Source organism: Stenotrophomonas sp. TWI1409 (assembly GCF_039673015.1).
GTDB classification, from domain to species: domain Bacteria; phylum Pseudomonadota; class Gammaproteobacteria; order Xanthomonadales; family Xanthomonadaceae; genus Stenotrophomonas; species Stenotrophomonas maltophilia_A.
Map to the genome: position 1 here is coordinate 123,026 of NZ_JBDJKU010000001.1, position 20,345 is coordinate 143,370.

Below are 20,345 nucleotides of genomic sequence, written 5' to 3' on the forward strand. Positions count from 1 at the left end.
GCCTTCACTCTAAGCGGAGCGACGGTGAAGAGCGCCCGAAGAAAACGTTCGCGGAGCGTGGGTGCCGGGGGGCAGGCGGCAAGCAGACGAGCATGGACTGGGCTCCACAGCTCGGGCGCGGCTCACGGAGTATGATGCCGCCTTCCCCGAACTGCCGTGATTGCAGCGGGCGCGTTCCTGCGAGGTACGCGTCGGCGCCGCTGAGACACCCCGCCCGATGCTCGCTTCCTACTCCTCTTTCCTCATCTGGGCGGCCGTGGCCGTTGCCACCGTAGGCCTGCTGTTCCGGCCATTCCGCATTCCGGAGTACGTGTGGGCACTGGGGGCTGCCCTTCTGCTTCCACTGCTGGGAGCGATGTCGTTCGGCACGACCTTGCACGCGGTGGCCGAGGGCCGCGATGTCTATCTGTTCCTGGTCGGCATGATGGTGCTGGCCGAGCTGGCCCGGCGCGAAGGCCTGTTCGACTGGCTGGCGTTGTACGCGGTCCGCCATGCGGGTGGTTCGGGACGACGCCTGTTCGACCTGGTGTTCCTGGTCGGCACGCTGGTGACCGTGTTCCTTTCCAACGATGCCACGGCGGTGGTGCTGACCCCGGCGGTCTACGCCGCCTGCAAGGCCGCCCGTGCCAACCCCCTGCCCTATCTGTTCGTCTGCGCCTTCATCGCCAATGCGGCCAGCTTCGTGCTGCCCATTTCCAACCCGGCCAACCTGGTGGTGTACGGCCAGCACATGCCGCCCTTGATGCAGTGGCTGGCACAGTTCGCGATGCCGTCACTGGCCGCGATCGGCGCCACCTATCTGGTGCTGCGCTGGGTGCATCGGCGCGAGATCGCGCAGCCGCTGGTGGCGGCGCCGGCGCATCGCCCGCTGACCAAAGGCGGCCGGCTCAGCGCTCTGGGCGTGCTGTTCACCGGCACCGTGCTGCTGGTGACCTCCGCACTGAACGGCCCGCTCGGCCTGGCCACGTTCTGCGCAGGCACGCTGAGTGTGGCAGTGGTGGCGATGCGCCAGCGGCGCAGTCCGTTGCCGCTGCTGCGCCATGTGTCATGGGGCGTACTGCCGCTGGTGGCTGGCCTGTTCGTGCTGGTGGAAGCGGTGGCACAGACCGGTGTCATCCAGACGGCGGCCAGCGCGCTGCAGGCCGTGGCGCAGGCATCGTCTCACCGGGCCAGCTGGATGGCCGGTGGCGCGGCGGCATTGCTGAGCAACGTGGCCAACAATCTGCCGGTCGGCCTGGCCGCAGGCTCGCTGGGCCAGATGGCCGATCTGCCGGCACAGACCCGCGCCGCATTGCTGGTCGGCGTGGACCTGGGCCCCAACCTGTCGGTGACCGGCTCGTTGGCCACGATGCTGTGGCTGGTGGCACTGCGCCGCGAGGGCGAGCATGTCAGCGCGCTCGACTTCCTGCGCGTGGGCGCGCTGGTGATGCCGCCTGCGCTGATCGGGGCACTGTTGCTGCTCTAGTCGGGGGCTGCCGGGCGCCCCCCGGACTATGGGGTCTTGCCTGCAGCAATCTTCCCGACCAGGGCATCGATCGCCGCTTCCATGGCATGCGCGGTCTGGTCGCCACTCTGATTGGTGATCACGAAGATGCCCAGATCGTGCTCGGGCATGATGTAGATGTAGCACTGTGAGCGCGGTACGCCACCGTGATGGGCATAGTAGACGCCCTTCTGGCGATCGCCGGCGACGATGTTCCAGAAGTAGCCGATGCTGAACTCGTCGTCGAATCTGGCCAGGGCGCGATGCGATTCCTTTACCACCGGCCCATTGGCCAGTTGGAACTGAAGGTACTTCACCATGTCCGGGACGGTTGCTTTGACGTTTCCGGAAGCGCCCCATGGCAACTGCGGCATCGGCGTGGTCGGTACGGGGTTGTCGCTGTGATAGCCGGCCGCCAACCGCGGCGCTTCGGCATCATCCAGCCTGATCCGGAGGCCGGTCATCGCCGCGGAGTCGCTGAAGAAGCCACGCAGCAGTGACGCGTAGTCGGTCTTGTAGGCCACCTCCAGAACATGCGCCGCCAGCTCGGTCCCTGCGCTGGAGTAGGCGTACTCCTTCCCTGGCATCCGCGGAATCTGTACGGCGTGCAGGTCCCGGAGGAAATCCGGCTTGCCGTAGTGCGCGTAGAGCGCATTGAGCTCGCCCGGCGTGCGGTGATCGGTAAAGTCCTCCAGTACCGTGTTCGCGCGCTCCGGCAGCATGTTCGGCAGGCCACTGGTGTGCGACAGCAGGTGGCGGACGCGGATGGGTTGGCCCTGGTACTGCAGGTTGGGATAGTCGCCCTGCAGGTACGTGCGAACGTCATCCTCCAGGCCCACCCTGCCTTCCAGCACCGCATTGGCCATCAAGGTGCCGGCCAACGTCTTGCTCAGTGAGCCGATCTCATAGAGCGTGGCATCGGTCGGCGCGCCGGCTGTACCGGCCACCATATCGCCGCGATGGCGGATGAAGGTCCTGCCCCGGTACACCACGCCGATGGAAGCCGAGTGCAGCAAGGGCTGCTCGATCAGGGTCTGCGCAACCTCGTCGATCTCTGCTCCCGGTTCCTTCGATGGCGACTTCCCACCCGTGCATCCGGTACCAAGGAGTACGACGGACACAACGAGGGCATGAAACCAACGTCTGTTTCGAACGGTCATCGAAGTGGCTTCCATGCGTTGGCGCTTGAAGGGCGATCAGGAAAGAGCGCACACGATAGCCGATTGTCGAGACGAACACGCTGGCTGCGGAGCGCCTCCTGGCCCTAAGCATCGCCCCCGAGATCAATCACCCGGTCAGTCGGGCTCACGATGCCCCGCCGATGGGTGATGGCCACCACGGTTACATCGTTCGCCAGTGCGCGGATATGGTCCATGATCTCGCGTTCAGTGGCCTCATCCAGCGCGGAGCTGGCCTCGTCCAGAAACAGGATCGCCGGCTCGCCATACAGTGCACGGGCAATCGCGATGCGTTGGCGTTCCCCACCGGACAACTTCAGGCCCCGCTCGCCCACGGTGGTTTCAAGGCCCTCAGGCAGCGCCTCGATCAACGGCAGGATCGCAGCCTTGCGTGCGGCACGCTGCAGCCGATCATCATCGCGTGCGCGCCCCAACAGGATGTTGTCGGCCAGGCTTTCGTTGAGCAGGATGACATCCTGCGGAACCGCCGCGACAGCGGCATGCCAGGCCGCACGGTCGATCCGGGACAGGTCAAGCCCATCGACCAGGATCCGGCCACGCTGGGGATCGATCGATTTCAGGGCGAGCTTGAACAGCGTCGACTTCCCTGCCCCGGTCGGCCCGATCAGGAAATTGATGCCGCCACGTTTGGCCTCGAAGGACACATCGCTTACCCCGCGACCGTTGCCATAGCGGTGGCTGACCTGCTGGAACTCCAGGCCACCGCTTTCCCCGGCGAAGCGCTGGGCATCGGCCACCTGCTGCTCCTCGGGCGCCGCCCACAAGGTGGAAAGCGGAGCCAGCATGCTCCACGAGCGCGCGACGTCATCGATCGAACGGGCGATCATCTCGAACGGCATGTTGAGCTGGAGCAGCAGCAGATTGAACAGGACGATGTCGCCGACGCTCAGACCGCCGCTCTGGTAGCGCGGCAGCAACAGATGGAAGGTAACGATGAACTCGACCGCCAGGCCGATGCCCAGCAGCGCAATGAAGCCGATCCGCTGCAGTACGTAGGCGCGCCAGCTGTCGCGCACCTCCTGGGCCTTCTGCTCGAAGCGCTGCACCATCCAGGCGCTGCCGCCGAACTGGCGCAGCGTCTCCATGGCATTCATGGCATTGCCGACGAAGCGCGCGTTCTGCTGGCCGGCCTCGACCGCAGCTTCGCGATGGATGCGTGCGCGCCGGGTAGCGATGGCGGAAAGCGTGACGGCTACCGTGCCGTAAGCCAGCACGATGGCCACCACCTGCAGGTTGATCAACGCACCCAGCGTTATCAGCGTCAGCAGGATCTGCAGCGCGCTGGGAATGAAGGCCACCAGCCCCAGCTGCACCACGATCTTCAGCGCGCCACGGCCTTTCTCCCCTGCAACCTGCAGCTCGGCGGCGTTGTACTCCAGGAAGAAGCTGTTGGTCTTCTTCAGCAGACGGGCGAAGTAGCGGGTACTGGTGATGAAGCCAAGATTCTCGCCGCTGAGGAACGACAGGTACTGCACGGTGTTCTGCAGGGCGCTGCCAGCGCCAAGCATGACCGCATACAGCAGGAAGCCGCCGGCGAGAGCGCCGACCCCGTCGATGGGCAGACGGTCGATCAGGCGTGAGAAAAGATAGGGCGCCGCAACATTGGCCAGGCTGGACAGCACGACACTGCCGGCGATGAGCAGCAGCAGCCTGCGGTCAGCCTTCCAGTACGTGCCCAGGATTTCAGCGACGGGCGGCGGAACAGCAGTCTTCTTCATCGGCCTGGTTCCGGCGTGGACTCAACCCCAGAATGATATGCTATAACATATCTATTCAGGAGCGACGTAGCCACGTCGCAGGCCACTTTCGGATGGGATCGATGGACCGGGGAATGACGAACGTATCCGCTGCCATGCCACGCGCGCTCATGGCCCTCAGCATTGCCGCTGCACTGTTGGCCAGCGTGCCTGCGATCGCCCAGAACCCCGGCGATGCCCGGCGCTCGCGGGCCGCAGGCGCAGCACCCGAGGCGCCGACCGCCACCCTGGACAAGGTGCTGGTGGTCGGCAGCAACATCCGCGATGCCATTGGCGGAGGCGCCTCGCCGATCATCGTGATCGACAAGGAGGCCATCGACCGCACCGGCGTGGCCACCGTGCAGCAGCTGTTCGAGAAACTGCCGCAGAACTTCGGCGGTGGCGCCAATGGTGCCAACGTCGCCAACCTTGGCGTCGACCGCGATACCGGCAACAACTTCGGCCAGGGCACCGCCATCAACCTGCGCGGCCTGGGAACCGGCACCACGTTGACCCTGATCAACGGCCATCGCGTGACCTCGTCGAACCGCTACCAGTACGTGGATGTCTCGCTGATACCGCTGAGTGCGGTGGAACGCGTGGAGATCCTCACCGATGGTGCCTCGGCCATCTATGGCACCGATGCGGTCGGCGGTGTAGTCAACATCATCCTGCGCCGCGACTTCACCGGGTATGAGACCGCTGTGCGTTACGGCGCAGTGACCACCGGCGGCATGGAGGAATACCAGGCCTCGCAGTCGGCAGGCTGGTCGTGGGATGGTGGCCATGTGCTGGCCAGCTACGAGTTCCTGAAGCAGAGCAACCTGCCGGCGGTGGACAAGGATTTCTCGAAGAACGTGCGGGTCAAGCCGTACGACCTCTACCCCGGTTCGAAGCGCCACAGCCTGTACGTGGACGGCGTGCAGCAGCTCAGCGATGTGCTGACCCTGAACGTGACCGGCTCGTTCGCAAAGCGCGAGATGGACACCACCATTTCCGGCACGGCCGACGAAACCCGGTTGTTCCCGCATACGCGCCAGTTCGACCTGTTCGCGGGACTCACCCTGGATCTTCCACGCGGGTGGCAGGCGCGCCTGAATTCCGGGTTCGGCAGGAGCGATGTGTCCTATCAGCGCACCACCATCACCGGCAGTTCGGCCAGTACGGCGCCACCGACCGATACGAACTCCGAATCGCGTTACCTGGACCTGGTCGCCGACGGTGAGCTGTTCAGCCTGCCCGCCGGTGGGGTTCGCGCGGCATTCGGCGCGGGCTATCGCCGCGATGGCTATGAACTGATCGATCACCGCGGCCTGGAAAAGCCACTCGACCTGCAGCGTACCGTGAGGTCCGCTTTTGCCGAGCTCAACGTTCCGCTGCTGAAGGATCTGCCGGGCGTGCGCAGCCTGTCCCTGACCGCCGCAGCGCGCTATGACGACTACAGCGATTTCGGTTCCACGCTGAACCCCAAGTTCGGCCTGCTGTGGGAGGCGACCCAGGGGCTTTCGTTCCGTACCAGCTACGGCCGCTCCTACCGGGCGCCGGTGTACCAGGACATGCAGTTGAACAACACCGTGGTGGTGGCGAACGTGCCCAACCCGAGTGCAGCCAATGGCAACACCATCCTGATGATGCTCTCCAATGGCAATCCCGATCTGGGCCCCGAACGGGCCAAGACCTGGACCGGCGGTTTCTCGTTCGCGCCGCCGTCGCTGCCGGGGCTCAAGATCGATGCGAACTACTACCACATCGAATACGCCGACCGTATCGGCAGCGGCTTCGGCGGCAGCTTCCCGTCGCTGTTCCTGCAGTCCACCGCACCTTACGCAGACATCCTGACCACCAATCCCACGCAGCAGCAGATCCAGCAGGCACGCCAGCTGGGCGTATCGGGGCTGGGTCTGTTCGTCTCGCGCGTGGGGCCGTATGCGTTGCCGCCAGGCATGGACGAAACCAACAGCCAGGTGATCCTCGACAACCGCTTCCGCAACAACGCCTTCACCCGGCAGCGTGGTGTCGACTTCAGCGGATCCTATGGCTTCGATGCCGGCCAGACCCACATCGGGCTGAACCTGGCCGGGCAGTACATCATCGAGTCGAAGCGGCGCGTGACCAGTACGTCGCCCGAGGTGGATGCGGTGAATTCGGTGTACTACCCGGTGGACCTCAAGATGCGCGGTGGCATCGCGCTGAGCCGGCAGCAGGCCGCGGCGGGGATCTTCGTGAACTACGTGGACAGTTATCGCGACCCCGCCAATGTCGCCCGGCCCCACGTCAGCTCCTGGACGACCGTAGATCTGAACCTCGCCTACCACTTCGGTGCATCGGCGGACCCGCAGCGTGGCACATCGCTTGCGTTCAACGTGCAGAACCTGTTCGACCGGGATCCGCCGTTCATCGTCAACAGCATCAACACCGGCTATGACCCCACCAATGCAACAGCGCTGGGTCGCTTCCTGTCCATGACGCTGACGCACCGCTGGTAAGCCGCCATGCGCGCCGAAGCCCCTGCCCTGTCCCGGTCCGTCATGGCCATCCAGCAGGCGTTTGCTGTTGCGGCAACCCAGCTCACGCTGATGTGGCGCGAGCGGCGCGTGCTGTGGCTCGCCCTTGCCCTGTTGCTGATTGCGGGAGCATCGGTGCTCAGTGGTGCTGCACGCCTGACCCTGCAGGCGCAGGAGCGCCAGGCAATGAGCGAGGAAGAGGCGCGGCTCTGGGACAGCCAGGGCACAATCGACCCGCATAGCGCCGCACATGTGGGGCGTGCCATTGCTGCCCCTGTGCGGCCCCTGGCTGCACTGGACCCGGGGCTGACGGACTACCTGGGAACCTCGGTGTTCATCGAGGGCCACGCGCAGAACCCGGCCCGGCACCGTGCCGTGGATGGTGGCACCGCACTCAGCCGTTTCGAGGGTTTCTCTGCGGCGTGGGCGCTGCAGGTGGTGGCGCCGCTGCTGATCATCCTGGCCGGGTTCGCCACACTGTCCGGCGATGTGGCCCGCGAGACGCTGCGCCAGGAACTCGGCACCGGCGCCTCGGCCGGCGTGCTGATCTGTGGACGCTTGATTGCCCTGGCGGCCGCCTCGCTGCTGCTGGTGATGGCCATGCTGCTGATCAGTCTTCCGGGGCTGTCCATCCAGTACGGCGACGCCACGGATCTTGCCGCCCTGCTCGCACTGGCGGCCGCCTACCTGCTCTATCTGCTGGTGTTCTGTGCACTTACCGTGGGGGTGTCGGCACTTGCCGGCTCGGCACGGACGTCACTGGTCGTGCTGCTCGGCTTCTGGGTGGTGTCCACACTGCTGCTGCCGAGGGTGGCGCCTGCGGTTGCCGAATCCCTGTACCCGACCCCTTCGGCACCGGCGTTCAGGACCGGCGTGACCGAAGAAGCGGAGAACGGCGCGGATGGCCATGACCCGGCCGACAAACGCCTTGATGCCCTGCGCACGGCGTTGATGGCGCGCTACCGGGTCGACAGCGTTGACGACCTGCCGCTGAACTTCCGCGGTGTGGCGCTGGAGTTTGCCGAGGCCAACTCGACGCGCGTCTACAACCGCCATTTCGATCGCCTGCATGCCACCTACCAGCAGCAGGACGCCACCCAGCGCCTGTTTGGCCTTGCCTCGCCGACGCTGGCGCTGCAGTCCTGGTCGCGCGCCTTCGCCGGCACGGATTTCCCGGCGCATCTGGCGTTCCTGCGCGGCGTGGAGGACTACCGTTATCGGTTGATCCAGGCACTCAACCAGGAAGTGAAACTGCACAAGGCACCACAAGGCGGGAAGCACGTGGCCGACATCGCCGGCATCACCCGTTCAGTGCACTACCGGCCGCCGCAACAGACCCTGGCCGGTACCGCTGCCGCGCAGCGCGGAAATCTCGTCATTCTGCTGGCCTGGCTGATGCTGGGTTGCGTGGTGGTGCTCATCTCCGCACGGAAGCTGGGGAGATCGCCATGAACGTTGTGTCGATTGCCCGCTATGAGATCCGCCGATTGCTGCGCGATCGAGCGCTGCCGGTGCTGCTTGTCCTGCTGCTCGGGCTGGGTGCCTACGCCGCGTGGAACGGCCGCGCGTGGGTGGACCAGCGCGAGGCGGCCATCGCCCTGATCAAGCAGGAAGAACAACAGACGAAGGAACGCAGCCGGGCATTCGTCGGCAAGGCGCCCTCGGTGCTGCCCCGCGCCCAGCCGGTGCTGGCGCCCGCCGCCATGGCAACGCTGTCGATCGGCCAGGCAGACGCCTACCCCTACACCGCCGATGTGGTCGCGCTGGGCGATCCGACCCTGCTGCTCAAGCACGTCTGGGCCGACATCGGCAATCCAGCGGCACGGGCTGCGGGACGGTTCGACCTCGCCTTCGTCATCGTCTTCCTGCTGCCGCTGGTCATTCTCGTGGCCACCCACGATCTGTGGTCCCGTGAGCGCGAGCGCGGCATCGCGGCGCTGGTGCTGTCACAGCCGGTGTCGGCAACGCGCCTGCTGGTGGTCAAGGTGCTGGCCCGTGGCCTGATGGTGCTGCTGCCCGCACTGGCCATCCTCCTGGCGGTGGCGATCGGGGCCGGCGCGCGCAGTCCTGCGGGCCTGGCCATGCTGGCCCTGACCGTCCTCCTGTACGGCGCGTTCTGGCTGGCCCTTGCACTGCTGATCGGCTGCCTTGCCCGGCGCACCACCGAGGCGGCCATCGCCGCCGGCGCGCTGTGGCTGCTGATCGTGGTCATGGCGCCGTCGCTGGCGCTGGCCACGGTGAATCTGATCGCGCCGCCGCCGTCACAGATGCAGTTCGCCACCGAAGTAAAGGCGATGCAGTCCGACATCGCCACGCGCCAGCGGCGCGAGCATGCGACGTCGGCGCCAGTGAATTCGCCGTCCCCCGTCATCTCCGACACTGTGCGCGAGGCCTACGCCGATCGGGTTGCAGCTGACCGGGAACTGGAACGCCTGATCGCCTCGCATGCGCAGGCCGAGGCCGCACATCGCCAGGTTCTGGACAAGGTGCGGCTGCTGCTGCCGGCCGTCGCGACACAGGACGCGCTCGACCGCATCGCAGGCTCGGATGCCGACCGCGCGCTCGACTTCCAGGGACAGGTCCACTCCTTCTGGCAGGCGCGGCGGCTGTTGCACAAGGCCTATCTGGATCGTGACGCGCCGCAGACCTTCGAAGAGTACGACACCCTGCCCCGCTTCCAGTTCCACGAAACAGCCGGCGTCGCCCAACGTGGTGTCCTGGCCGATCTCGCCGCACTGATCATTGCCACCCTGCTTGTCCTGCTTGCAGCCGGTGCATTGCGCAGCCGGCTGGCAACGCCCTGAGGAGACGTCCACATGCTGTCTGCAAAAAGCCTGGTCATGGAACACGGTGCACATCGGGCGCTGGATGACGTCAGCTTCGAGGTGAAGCCCGGCGAGATCTTCTGCCTGCTGGGCGCCAACGGCGCCGGCAAGTCGACCACCATCAAGCTGTTCCTTGGCTTTCTGAAACCCACCTCCGGTGCGGCCGAAGTGGACGGTCTCAGTGCGCACCAGCAGCCGCAGGAGGTACGCCGGCGGCTGCTGTACATCCCCGAGACCGTGGCGCTGTACGACGAGCTGACCGGCTACGAGAATCTGGACTACTTCGCCCGCCTGGCCGGTGTCGAGGAACGCTCGCCAGCGCGGTTGAAGGACGCACTCCGGTCCGCCGGCCTGGCGACCGACGCATTCGGGCGACGCGTGGGCCTCTATTCCAAGGGCATGCGGCAGAAGGTCGGCATCGCACTGGCCATCGTCAAGGAAGCCAGGGCCCTGTTGCTGGATGAACCCACCTCGGGCCTGGACCCAACGGCGTCAGCCGAATTCCATGAGTTGATCGTGCGGGAACGCGATCGCGGCACGGCGATCCTGATGGCCACCCACGATCTGTTCCGTGCCCGTGAGGTGGCGACCACGATCGGCCTGATGCGGGCCGGTCGCCTGCGCAGGACGCTGGATGCCAGCACGATCACCGCGAACGATCTTGAGAGCCTTTACCTGGAAGAAGTGAGCCGCAGCGCCTAGGCCACTGCGGCCGCCTGCGGGCCATGCCCGCCTGACCAGCGCCGCAGCCACGCCTCGATGTTGATCTGCGGGCCGAAGATGCCGAGCACCTGCGACGAGTGGTCCGGGCTGACCTGCTGGATGCCCGCATCGGCCAGCGCGCTGTCGAGATAGCCGCGCTTGGCCAGCATGCCGTCAACCAGCAGATTCCTGATGAACTGCTGGTGCCCCTGGGTGACCGCCACGGAGTGATCATCCAGATAGGATTTCACCTTCCGCGACAGCAGCGCATCCGGTAACAGTCCCTTCATTGCACGCCGCGCGATGGTGCGGTCTTCTGCGTCTGCGATGAGCAGGTGCAGCGGAATGCGCGCGAACAGTTCAACAAGCGGCTGCGCACTGATCGGCGATACACCATGCCAGTGGCCGACGCCTTCGAACGGATCAAGGACGCTGGTCGGGAACACCATCCGGCCGATATGGGCCAGCTTGTAGGGTGATACGCGATGGCCCTGCGCCTGCGCATGCCGCAACCAGGCCGGCTGCAGACCGTCCTGTTCGGACAGATCCACCCGCACCCATGGGCAGGGCTTGCCCCAACGGCCATTGATGCTGCCCGGTCGCTTCAGCAGGCCATGCACGGCCGCGTCCTTCAGTACACCGTACAGAGAATCGCCAGACTGCGCGGTTTCGAACGCCACGCGAAAGAACGTCCGGTCGATGCCGCGTCGCCAGGCGTAGTCGATCGCAGCGGCGTTGCCCTTGAAGCGCAGGAACACCGCGTCGCCGCCGACGCCGGTGAACTGCACGGTGTTGCCGTCGAAGTCCACGTCATGGCGATGGAGCAGATAGCCTGAGCAATGCGCCGGCCGAGCCGTGCGCGGGAAGGCCATCATCTCTTCCAGCGCGCAGTGTGGCTGCCGCCGGTACTCGATGAATTCGCAGCGCCTGCCCGAGGATTCAGCAGCCCCCTGCACCGCCATCCGCGCGAACATCCGTTCGTCGGCGCCAATGCCGTCATCGTAGTGATGGATGCATGTCACCTCCGGTGCTGACGGTGCATGCAGCAAGCCGGCCAGGATGATCGACGAATCCAGTCCACCCGACAGCTGCAGCTGGATGCGTCGGTGCTGGCTGGCCAGTGCGCCGATGCACCCCAGCAGCGTGGTACGGGCCAGCGACACGGCCTCTTCCAGATCCTCGATCGGTTGGTCGCGGGCAAGCCGCACCACGTCCCACGGGCAGTACCGGCCCACCGGCTCACCATCACGAATTGAAACCGCCTCGCCCGCTTCGACCGCCGTGACCTCCTGGAAGCCGGTCTGCAGGCCATCACGAAACGGGTACAGCAGCGAGTACGACAGGAAGGACCAGTCGACGCTGAAATCGCGCAGGCCCAGCATCAGGCAGTCTTCCATGTTGGAGAAGACCAGCGTCAGCTGACCCACTGTGGTCATGTAGCACGGGATCTCCGCAGTGGGATCGCGCAGGACGAACCAGCTCGAAGTTTCCTGCTGGAAGCCCAGCGCCACGTAGCGGCCCCAGCACCGTTCGACGATGCTGCGCCCCTGGCTGCTGCAGGCGTCGTCCGCCGTTTCGGCATCCAGGTTAACGCACCCAGGCACTTTGCCTGCGCCGAAATCCTTGTGGAACAGCTTGCCGAGTACTACCAGGGAGTTCGCACGGCGGCATTCGAAGTAGCCGTGGTTGTCACTCTGCGCATGGATCGCTGCGCCATTGCCGTTCATCACGCAGGCGATGCCGGGCAGCCTGGCGCCGATCCTTTCCACGATCCGTTCCGCCTGCGCCGTCGCGGATTCCGAGCGGGTGTTCCAAAGCACGGCGATGTATCGGTACATGGCAGGTTTCGTTACAGCACCAGAATGGGAACCATCCGGCGCAGGTTGAAGGGAATGTCGGTCAGCACGTGATCGCCGTGCTGCAACCAGCAGTGCGCGGCGAACGGCTGGGTTCTGACCGCGAACACCCAGCGCGGCACGATGCCGTACTTCGACAGGAACTCGCGCATCGCCAGGCAGTAGAGAAAGCACTCATCAGTTTTCCTGAAGGCCAGGGGTCGTAGCCAGTCGAACACCCGGACCCGCGACGCCAGTTCTTCAATGCTCACATGCGTGCCGTGGTGGTGATCCGCTCGACGGCGCTCGGCAGACACCGTGGCACTGAAAGGAAGGAATGTTCTGCTGCAGGCGGCATGGGCACACGAGACAATGAAACGACGCAGGTCCCGAGCCATGATCGGTGGACGGCCGCGAGGTGCGCCCTCGCGCACCCAGTACCGTGGCAGCGTAATGGCAGGGCTGGCGGCGGATTTGCCCAGCAGCGGGTCCGCGGTGATCAAGCGGCGGTCGAGCAGGGCCTGCAGAAGCGTGGGTATGCTTGCGCCATCGGGCCGCAGCGGCCAATCGAGAATGAGGTGGCCAAGGCCCGCGGCGCCGCGCCTTTCAAGGGAAAGATACTTACCCGTGGCCTGGTCCAGGATCACCATGGCATCGCCGGTGACACAGACGTGCGCGTGCTTTGACAGGAAGTACGGGGCGGCTGCCTGCTCCATCATGCGCTCCTGCGCGGAACCGGAGAAGCGGTGCATGCAGGGCATGCACCGCAGATGCGACGTTGTGCGGAAGATCAGGGCGACGTGGTCGGGAACACGCCATCCCACAACGTGCCGTGGTTGTGCGCCTTCGTTTCCGAAACCACCGAGCCCAGCTCGATCAGTTCGCCACCCACACCCTGATCCTCAGGGTTCTGCTGTCCTGCCACTACACCCAGCTCAATCAGCTCGTTCATGAACATCTCCTATCGTCAGTGGATGTACCCGCGCATTGCGTTGGATCGCGTTGCATTGGATACGGAGCAGCCAAGCCACCATCGCCGCGACATTGCAGGGCGATTGCCGCCAAGGCACCTAAATGTTACGATATAACATATTATTTTGGCGTGACGAATGACGCCAGTGGCCCGTTGTCGATATGACCTACGAGAGGCGAGAGGGATGAGCAGCGAGATCAGAGACGACGGCCTGGATCCCACGCTTCTGCTGAAAGGGATGTTTCCCTTGCCGAAGTTCATCCGTTTCGTACGGGAGCGTTGCCCACCGGGACGCTTCGACGAGGCTGCGCTGGTGGAGGAATGGCGGACGGCACGTGCCGAGGTGCCCAAGCTACAGCAGGAGGAAGCCGGTGAGGCCGACGCCATCAATGTCCATGCGTTACCGGATGAGATGCTGCCGCTGGCTGAGCAGGCGCTGCGGCAACCCTCGATGCACCGCATGACGAGTGTTCTGCCACGCAGTTGGCAGATGGTCGAGATCGATCGACTGGTGATCTTCCAGGAGTGCATCAACCTGCGTCACATCGATCAGTTGGCGGCATCCCTGACCGCCTCGCCCAGCGCGCAGGAGGTCATGCAGCTTGTCGCGCGCAGCGGCAGCCATGCACATCCGGAAGTGCGCTTCACCCAGTCCGATGGCAGCTACACCTTCGCGTCCACCTCGAACGACCTGCGCTTCCTCGATGTGGCGACCCTCGATCCGGCTGCCATCGCCGACTACGAGCCGTTCGGCGCAGCCAGCCACGCCGTCGTCATCTATCTGGGTTTCAGTGACAACCTGATCAGCGCCACCCGGTTCGGCAGGCGCATGGTGCTGACCAATGGCTCCCATCGCCTGTACCTGCTGCGCCGGCTCGGGTTCAGCCATGCGCCCTGCCTCGTCACCGATGCCTCCGACAGCGACCTCAGCGAGGTTCTGCTGCCGGCGGCGGTCAAGCAGGATCGCGGATTCTACCTGTCTTCCCCGCGTCCGCCGCTGTTCAAGGACTATGTCGATCCTCGCCTGACCTGCGTCGTGCCGGTCACCCGCAAGCACTACGCTCTGAGGGCCAAGCTCGACCTGCAGAGGATCACGGTTCCGGCGCTGTAATCCTGGGCCGAACCCTCCCCTCCCTGGGGCCACGTCGACAGAGATGGCCGGATTGGTGAATCACCTGGCGGAACTGTCGAATGACGCCTGTCGGGTTGACCCATACGCTTCCCATCCTCAACAAGAGAGGATGTCAGCGTGATTGAACAGCCACGGACCACCGAACCCGCAGGAAAGGACACGCCGATCGTCCATGTCCTGATGGGACTGATCTGTGTCTGGCACCGGCGCCAACCGGGGTCGGCACACGATGACCAGTGAGCGCCACCGTGCTGTGCGGCGTCCCTCTCGGACCTAGGCGCCGCCGTGGAGATTTCGATTGCGGGGCTGAGCGAGGTTGGGCCCGACTATCCGGACCGTGTCGATCTTCCGGTGATGGTGCTTGGGCTGGACCCCATTCCAGATGCCTGGCAGATGCCCTTCCATGCGCACCGGAAGGCACAGCTGCTGGTTGCCACGCGCGGCTTGATCATGCTGGAGACTGCAGCCGGCCTGTGGGTGGTTCCCCCACAGGGTGCGATCTGGATTCCCGGTGGCCTGTCCCATCGGGCCAGCAGCAGTGGGCGGCCGCACGGGTTCGTGGTGTTCGTGGAACCCGGTGTCGTGCCGGGGCTGCCGACGCACTGCGCTGCAATGGCGATCACCCCGTTCATGCAGGCCCTGCTGGAGCGGGCGTCCACCCTTCCCGGGCACTACGAGCCCGGCAGCGCGCCGGACCGCCTGATGGCCGTGTTCCTGGATGAGCTGATCGCCGCGCCACCGGAGTGGCTCCATCTGCCCATGCCATCCGATGCAAGGTTGCGCCGGCTTGCCAACGCAATGCTGGACACGCCAGCCGAACGGGCAACGCTTGAAGTCTGGGCGAGCCGGATTGGAATGAGCGAGCGCAACATGTCGCGCCTGTTCTCTGGAGAAACCGGTTTAAGCGTAAGGCGCTGGCGCAGGCAGCTGCATGTGGTGGTCGCGCTGCCGCTGCTGGCCAAAGGCAGGACAGTACAGGCCGTTGCGGACCACCTGGGATACGACAGTGCCGGAGCGTTCGTGACCATGTTCCGCAAGACCGTGGGTGCACCACCCAAGCGCTTCCTGGCGGAGCGAGGCACTCGGCAGCGGGCATCGGACGCCGACGATCAGCGGCCGCAGGAGCCACGTTGACGGATGCGGGAGCGCGTGGCTCCCGCACCGGCAAGGATTGCCCTTCCCCTCAGCGCTGGTAGTCCTTCAGGAACAGCCAGGTGATCAGCGTGGCATCCGGCCCCTTCGGGTCGGTGAACGGCAAGCCGGACTGGCTGCCGCTCCACGCGTGGCCCATGCCCTGCACCACATAGTGCTGCACCAGCGTCCTGCCACCGTAGGCGTAGGTATCCACCGTATACGCACGTCCACCCGGCCCCTGGCCGTGATAGGTGTTGGTCGGCACGTACTTCACCGAGTCGTTGTCCAGGCCGTCGTCGGCCAGATCATTGGTCTGCAGGAACTGGCGCACGGCCTGCTGGCCGTTCACCGGATTGACGGTGAGATCGGCGCTGCCATGGAACACCAGCACCGGCAGCGGTCGCGGCGACGGCGATCCCGAGCACTGCCAGGCCAGACGGCCATTGCTGTCCGGCGAATAGATGCTGCCGGCCAGCAACGCATAGGCGCTACCGGAAATCGTGGTCGCCCCCTTGAACATGCCACCGGAATGGATGGCGCCGGCAGCGAACACATCCGAATAGCAGGCCAGCATGATCGAGGTCATCGCGCCGCCCGCGGAAATGCCGGTGACATAGACACGGTGCGGATCCACGCTGTAGCCCGCTTTCACCTTGTCCACGATGCCGGCCAGGATCGAGGCTTCGCCGCTGTCGCGGGCCTGGTTGATCGGCAGCTGCCAGTTCCAGCAGCGGGCCGGATTGGAGGTGACGTTCTGCCGGGGGTAGACCACGATGAACCCCTCCGTGTCGGCCACATCATTGAAGCCTGACGCCTCGCCCATCAGGTTCGGCCCGGTCACACAGCCATGCAGCACCAGCAGCAGCGGCAGCGGCCGGCTGTCGTCATAGCCGGCCGGCACCCATACCTGGTACTCGCGGGCGCCGAACAGATTGCCGTACAGGCCAATATCCCAATGCCCGGCCGGGCCAGCGGCAAGCGCGCTGCCCGCCATCGCCAGCCAGCTGCACAACACCAGCAGTACCGCCTTGATCGAATCGATTCCGGATTTCATGACCAGATCCTCGTGCGTGAGTCGTGGATGAAGGAGTACCGGGGACCGCTTCCGGCTGGGGGCGCGCCCAGTATCCGCATCCACGGGCCGCTGCCGACTGGACCTAGGTCCACTCGCTGCTGGCCGATGACACCGCTAGCCTTGGCTGCAGGGGTGGCAATGGGCCATCCGCACGCTCATGCCTGGGGGAGGACCGAATGAAACGGAATTGTTTGAGTCTCATGATCGGCGCGCTGCTGGCCACGGGGCCGGTACTGGCACAGGAATCACCGACGGCAGGCAGATCCGCTTCGCCGACCAACCTGGACAGCATCAAGGTCACCGCGCGCAAGCGTGAGGAAACCCTGCAGGAGGTGCCGGTTGCCGTCACCGCATTTACCTCCGAGGCGCTGGACAAGATGAATGTCCAGGACATCAGCGACCTCGATGCGCAGGTGCCCAACCTGACCATCTACGCGGCGCGCGGCGCCAGCAGCACGGTCACTGCCTACATCCGTGGCATCGGCCAGTCCGACCCCACCTGGGGCGCCGATCCGGGCGTCGGCATCTACCTGGATGACGTCTACATCGCACGTCCGCAGGGTGCGCTGCTGGATGTGTTCGATGTCTCGCGCATCGAGGTACTGCGCGGCCCGCAGGGCACGCTCTACGGCAAGAACACCATCGGCGGCGCGATCAAGTACATCTCGCGCGGCCTGCCCACCCAGACCGAGGGCTTCGCCCAGATCACCGTGGGCAACTACAGCCAGCTGGATGCGAAGGCGGCCATCGGCGGCCCGATTGGCGGCGCCGACAGTGGCCTGCGCGCCCGCGTGGCGGTGGCCAGCATGAACCACGACGGGTTTGGCGAGAACACCTTCAACGGCCAGCCGGTCAGCGACAAGCAGATCAATGCCGCCCGACTGAACGTCGGCGCGTACGCGGGCGATGACTTCGACGTGCAGTTCGCACTGGACTGGATCGATGACCAGTCCGGCATGCGCGGTTCGAAGATGCTGGCGCCCAATCCGTTCCTGCGCGCATACCCGCCGATGGACAGCCGCTATGACATCCGCTCGGGCATGCGCAACCTCAACAACGTGGAGAGCAAGGGTGCCTCGGCTACGGTGAACTGGCGGCCGAACGAGGACATTGCGCTGAAGTACGTGGTCGCCAAGCGTGAATCGGACAGCGAGGCCAACATCGACTTCGATACCGCGCCGGTCAAGCTGGCCGACGTGGGTGGCACCTATCACGACGACCAGGTCAGCAACGAAGTGCAATTGAACTACGATGCCGGCGGCCGGGTGCGCGGTGTCGTCGGCCTGTACCAGTTCAGTGGCGAGGCGGGCGGCCAGATCCAGAACAACTACTTCAGTGCGCAGTTCGCCGACAACCAGGGCAAGGTGTTGACCGACAGCATCGCGCTGTACGCGGACTGGACCTTCGACCTGACCAGCAAACTCAAGCTGGATGTAGGCGCCCGTTACACCGACGAGGACAAGCGCGCGATCGTGCTGAACCGCCTGTACGCCGACCCGGGTTTCAGCCGGCCGGTGGCGGTGACCGCGGACTTCGACAAGAAGACCAACTTCAAGAACGTCTCGCCCAAGGTCTCGCTGGACTACCAGATCACTCCGGACATCATGGTCTACGGCCTGGCCACGCGTGGCTTCAAGTCCGGCGGCTACAACATCCGCGCCAACGCTGTGGCGGTACCGCGCTCGGCCGAGCCGTTCGACGACGAGACCGTGGACAGCTACGAGGTCGGCAGCAAGATGGCCTTCCTCGACCAGCGCCTGTTCCTCAATCTGTCGGCCTTCTACAACAAGTACAAGGACATCCAGTTGTCGGTGTTCACCGGCCTGGATACCAATGGCGATGGCGTCGATGACTCCTTCTTCGGTGATTTCACCAATGCCGGCGCAGGTACGGTCAAAGGCCTGGAGGTCGAGTACCAGTACCTGCCCAGCCAGCACTGGCTGATTTCCGGCAACCTGGCGTGGCTGGATACCAAGTACGACGAGTACATGGATCGTGGCGTCAACGTGGCCAGGCAGATGAAGTTCACCAACGCGCCGGAGTTCTCGGGCGCGTTCAACGTGGAGTACCGCACCGAGCTGGCCAATGGCAGCAACCTGTCGGCACGGGTGAGCTACAGCTACCAGAGCGAGGTGTGGCCGACCACCGACCTGAGCCCGGTGATCCGCCAGCAGGGCTACGGGCTGGTCAATGCCGGCGTCATCTGGCGCCTGGATGATGCGTGGACCTTCTCGCTGCAGGGCACCAACCTGGCCGACAAGGAATACCGCACCACCGGCTACAACATCCCGGCGGTCGGCACGCTGATTGGCTTCTATGGTCCGCCACGCCAATATAGCCTCAGCGTCCGTTACGATTTCTAGCGCATCCGTTACGATCTCCAGGAAGCTTCTGCATGACGCAGTCTTACGACGACCTTTACTGGAACAGCAATGATGGGTTGCGCCTGCACGCGCGCGACCATGCACCCGATGCGGGGCAGGCAGCGCGTGGCACGGTGGTCTGCATTCCCGGGCTGACCCGCAATGGCGCCGATTTCGATGCGCTTGCCGATGTGCTCACCGCCGAGGGCTGGCGCGTGATCGCGGTCGACCTGCGCGGTCGCGCAGGCTCGGAACGCGCATATGACCCGTCCAGCTACAACCCGCGTGCCTATGCGGATGACATGGTTGCGCTGCTGCGCTCGCAGAACATCGCCAAGGCGGTATTCGTCGGCACCTCGCTGGGCGTGCTGGTGACCATCACCCTCGCCTCGCGCGCGCCCGAGCGGATCGCGGGCGCAGTGCTCAACGATGCCGGCCCCAAGGTGCCGCGTGAGGCGCTGGCACGGATCGGCAAGTACGCCGGCAAGCCGGTGCCGCCGATGGACCTGGTGCAGGCCACCGCTTACGTGGAATCCATCGGCAAGGCCGCGTTCCCTCGCTTCAGTACCGACGACTGGCGGCAGATGGCGGTGCGCACCTTCCGCCCGCGCAGCGATGGACTGCTGGAGCTGGATTACGATCCGGCCGTGATCCGAACGACACGTCCGTGGCTGCTGTGGTTGCTGCGGCCGGTGCTGTGGCGTGCGGTTCGTGGGCTGACCGCACGGGTGCCGGTACTGGTGGTGCGCGGTGCGCTGTCCGACATCCTGCCGGCCGATGTCGCGCGGCAGATGGCGGCCACCTCGGAAAGTGCCCGCCTGGTGGAAGTGCCGGATGTGGGACACGCTCCGATGCTATCCGAGCCAGAGGCACGTGACGCGATCCTGACCTTGCTGGAGCGTGTGGCGTGAGTGCAGACAGCAACCTGCCTCCCGCGCTGCAGGCGTTGCAGCAGTGGGCGGCCAGCGAGCGGGTGAGTGGCGTGACCCACGTGGACCAGGCGCGCATCGATGCCTTTGCCGACGCCACCGGCGACCACAACTGGATCCACGTCGATCCAGACCGCGCGCAGACGCAGCTGCCGGGCGGGCAGACCATCGCGCACGGCTTCCTGCTGCTCTCGCTCACTGTGGAGGACGATGTGGCCGCCCTCACCGGCTTCCCCGGTATCGCCCATGTGCTCAACTACGGCCTCAACAAGGTCCGCTTCCTGGCGCCGGTACCCAGCGGGTCCGGGGTACGGGTACGCTCGCAGCTGCTGTCGCTGGACGCGCGCCAGCCGGGCCAGTGGCTGCTGACCCAGCGCAAGGCCGTCGAGCGGGTTGCCGATGGTGAGCTGGCACTGGTCGCTGAGCAGCTGTCACTGATCGTGGCCGTCCCCTAG

Annotated in this window: 16 protein-coding genes; 10 read left to right on the forward strand and 6 right to left on the reverse strand. The window is 65.3% G+C overall.

The annotated features are described in order from the left end of the window. Positions 1 to 217: 217 nt before the first annotated feature. Positions 218 to 1,465, forward strand: a complete 1,248-nt coding sequence (locus ABE423_RS00635; RefSeq protein ID WP_346484600.1) for an arsenic transporter — start codon at positions 218 to 220, stop codon at positions 1,463 to 1,465. A 26-nt stretch (positions 1,466 to 1,491) separates the two neighbouring features. On the opposite strand, the gene ABE423_RS00640 is transcribed toward ABE423_RS00635, so the two are convergent. Both ABE423_RS00640 and ABE423_RS00645 read right to left on the reverse strand, forming a co-directional pair. Continuing rightward, positions 1,492 to 2,643: a serine hydrolase domain-containing protein gene (locus tag ABE423_RS00640; RefSeq protein WP_346484601.1), complete on the reverse strand. Its 1,152-nt coding sequence runs from the start codon at positions 2,641 to 2,643 to the stop codon at positions 1,492 to 1,494. A 104-nt stretch (positions 2,644 to 2,747) separates the two neighbouring features. Further along, entirely contained in the window at positions 2,748 to 4,400 is a 1,653-nt protein-coding gene (locus ABE423_RS00645; RefSeq protein WP_346484602.1) for an ABC transporter ATP-binding protein, read from the reverse strand. A gap of 113 nt (positions 4,401 to 4,513) precedes the next feature. Between ABE423_RS00645 and ABE423_RS00650 the strand changes: the two genes are divergently transcribed. Genes ABE423_RS00650 through ABE423_RS00665 form a run of 4 tightly spaced genes read left to right on the forward strand, consistent with a single transcriptional unit; the run spans position 4,514 to position 10,449 of the window. Next, on the forward strand, positions 4,514 to 6,904 hold the full coding sequence (locus tag ABE423_RS00650) for a TonB-dependent receptor (protein WP_346484603.1): 2,391 nt from the start codon (positions 4,514 to 4,516) through the stop codon (positions 6,902 to 6,904). Positions 6,905 to 6,910: 6 nt separating this feature from the next. Further along, on the forward strand, positions 6,911 to 8,374 hold the full coding sequence (locus tag ABE423_RS00655; protein WP_346484604.1) for a DUF3526 domain-containing protein: 1,464 nt from the start codon (positions 6,911 to 6,913) through the stop codon (positions 8,372 to 8,374). Further along, on the forward strand, positions 8,371 to 9,726 hold the full coding sequence (locus tag ABE423_RS00660) for an ABC transporter permease subunit (RefSeq protein ID WP_346484605.1): 1,356 nt from the start codon (positions 8,371 to 8,373) through the stop codon (positions 9,724 to 9,726). The genes ABE423_RS00655 and ABE423_RS00660 overlap by 4 nt, the downstream gene beginning before the upstream one ends. A 12-nt stretch (positions 9,727 to 9,738) precedes the next feature. Next, positions 9,739 to 10,449: an ATP-binding cassette domain-containing protein gene (locus ABE423_RS00665; protein ID WP_346484606.1), complete on the forward strand. Its 711-nt coding sequence runs from the start codon at positions 9,739 to 9,741 to the stop codon at positions 10,447 to 10,449. Here ABE423_RS00665 and ABE423_RS00670 read toward each other — a convergent pair. The 3 genes from ABE423_RS00670 to ABE423_RS00680 are packed head-to-tail and all read right to left on the reverse strand — an operon-like array spanning position 10,446 to position 13,236. Beyond that, positions 10,446 to 12,287 (reverse strand): asparagine synthase-related protein, encoded by a 1,842-nt coding sequence (locus ABE423_RS00670; protein WP_346484607.1) that lies wholly within the window; start codon positions 12,285 to 12,287, stop codon positions 10,446 to 10,448. The two genes, ABE423_RS00665 and ABE423_RS00670, sit on opposite strands and share 4 nt — an antisense overlap. Positions 12,288 to 12,298: 11 nt before the next feature. Continuing rightward, positions 12,299 to 13,036: a lasso peptide biosynthesis B2 protein gene (locus tag ABE423_RS00675; protein WP_346484608.1), complete on the reverse strand. Its 738-nt coding sequence runs from the start codon at positions 13,034 to 13,036 to the stop codon at positions 12,299 to 12,301. A gap of 38 nt (positions 13,037 to 13,074) precedes the next feature. Beyond that, positions 13,075 to 13,236, reverse strand: a complete 162-nt coding sequence (locus tag ABE423_RS00680) for a hypothetical protein (protein WP_012511114.1) — start codon at positions 13,234 to 13,236, stop codon at positions 13,075 to 13,077. Positions 13,237 to 13,441: 205 nt separating this feature from the next. Here ABE423_RS00680 and ABE423_RS00685 point away from each other — a divergent pair, with 205 nt between their 5' ends. Beyond that, the gene (locus ABE423_RS00685; protein ID WP_346484609.1) at positions 13,442 to 14,368 is read left to right on the forward strand and encodes a hypothetical protein; all 927 of its coding nucleotides are present in this window, start codon (positions 13,442 to 13,444) and stop codon (positions 14,366 to 14,368) included. A gap of 633 nt (positions 14,369 to 15,001) precedes the next feature. Next, on the forward strand, positions 15,002 to 15,523 hold the full coding sequence (locus ABE423_RS00690; RefSeq protein WP_346484610.1) for an AraC family transcriptional regulator: 522 nt from the start codon (positions 15,002 to 15,004) through the stop codon (positions 15,521 to 15,523). A gap of 49 nt (positions 15,524 to 15,572) precedes the next feature. Here ABE423_RS00690 and ABE423_RS00695 read toward each other — a convergent pair whose 3' ends face one another. Beyond that, positions 15,573 to 16,577 carry a PHB depolymerase family esterase gene (locus tag ABE423_RS00695; protein WP_346484611.1) on the reverse strand — a complete coding sequence of 335 codons (1,005 nt, stop codon included), beginning with the start codon at positions 16,575 to 16,577 and terminating at the stop codon, positions 15,573 to 15,575. Between the two features lie 221 nt (positions 16,578 to 16,798). Here ABE423_RS00695 and ABE423_RS00700 point away from each other — a divergent pair, with 221 nt between their 5' ends. Genes ABE423_RS00700 through ABE423_RS00710 form a run of 3 tightly spaced genes read left to right on the forward strand, consistent with a single transcriptional unit; the run spans position 16,799 to position 20,345 of the window. Next, positions 16,799 to 18,961, forward strand: a complete 2,163-nt coding sequence (locus tag ABE423_RS00700) for a TonB-dependent receptor (protein ID WP_197615227.1) — start codon at positions 16,799 to 16,801, stop codon at positions 18,959 to 18,961. Positions 18,962 to 18,993: 32 nt separating this feature from the next. Beyond that, positions 18,994 to 19,872, forward strand: coding sequence for an alpha/beta hydrolase (locus ABE423_RS00705; RefSeq protein WP_049461116.1), 879 nt, complete (start codon positions 18,994 to 18,996; stop codon positions 19,870 to 19,872). Continuing rightward, positions 19,869 to 20,345 carry a MaoC family dehydratase gene (locus ABE423_RS00710; protein WP_253143184.1) on the forward strand — a complete coding sequence of 159 codons (477 nt, stop codon included), beginning with the start codon at positions 19,869 to 19,871 and terminating at the stop codon, positions 20,343 to 20,345. Before ABE423_RS00705 ends, ABE423_RS00710 begins: the two co-directional genes overlap by 4 nt.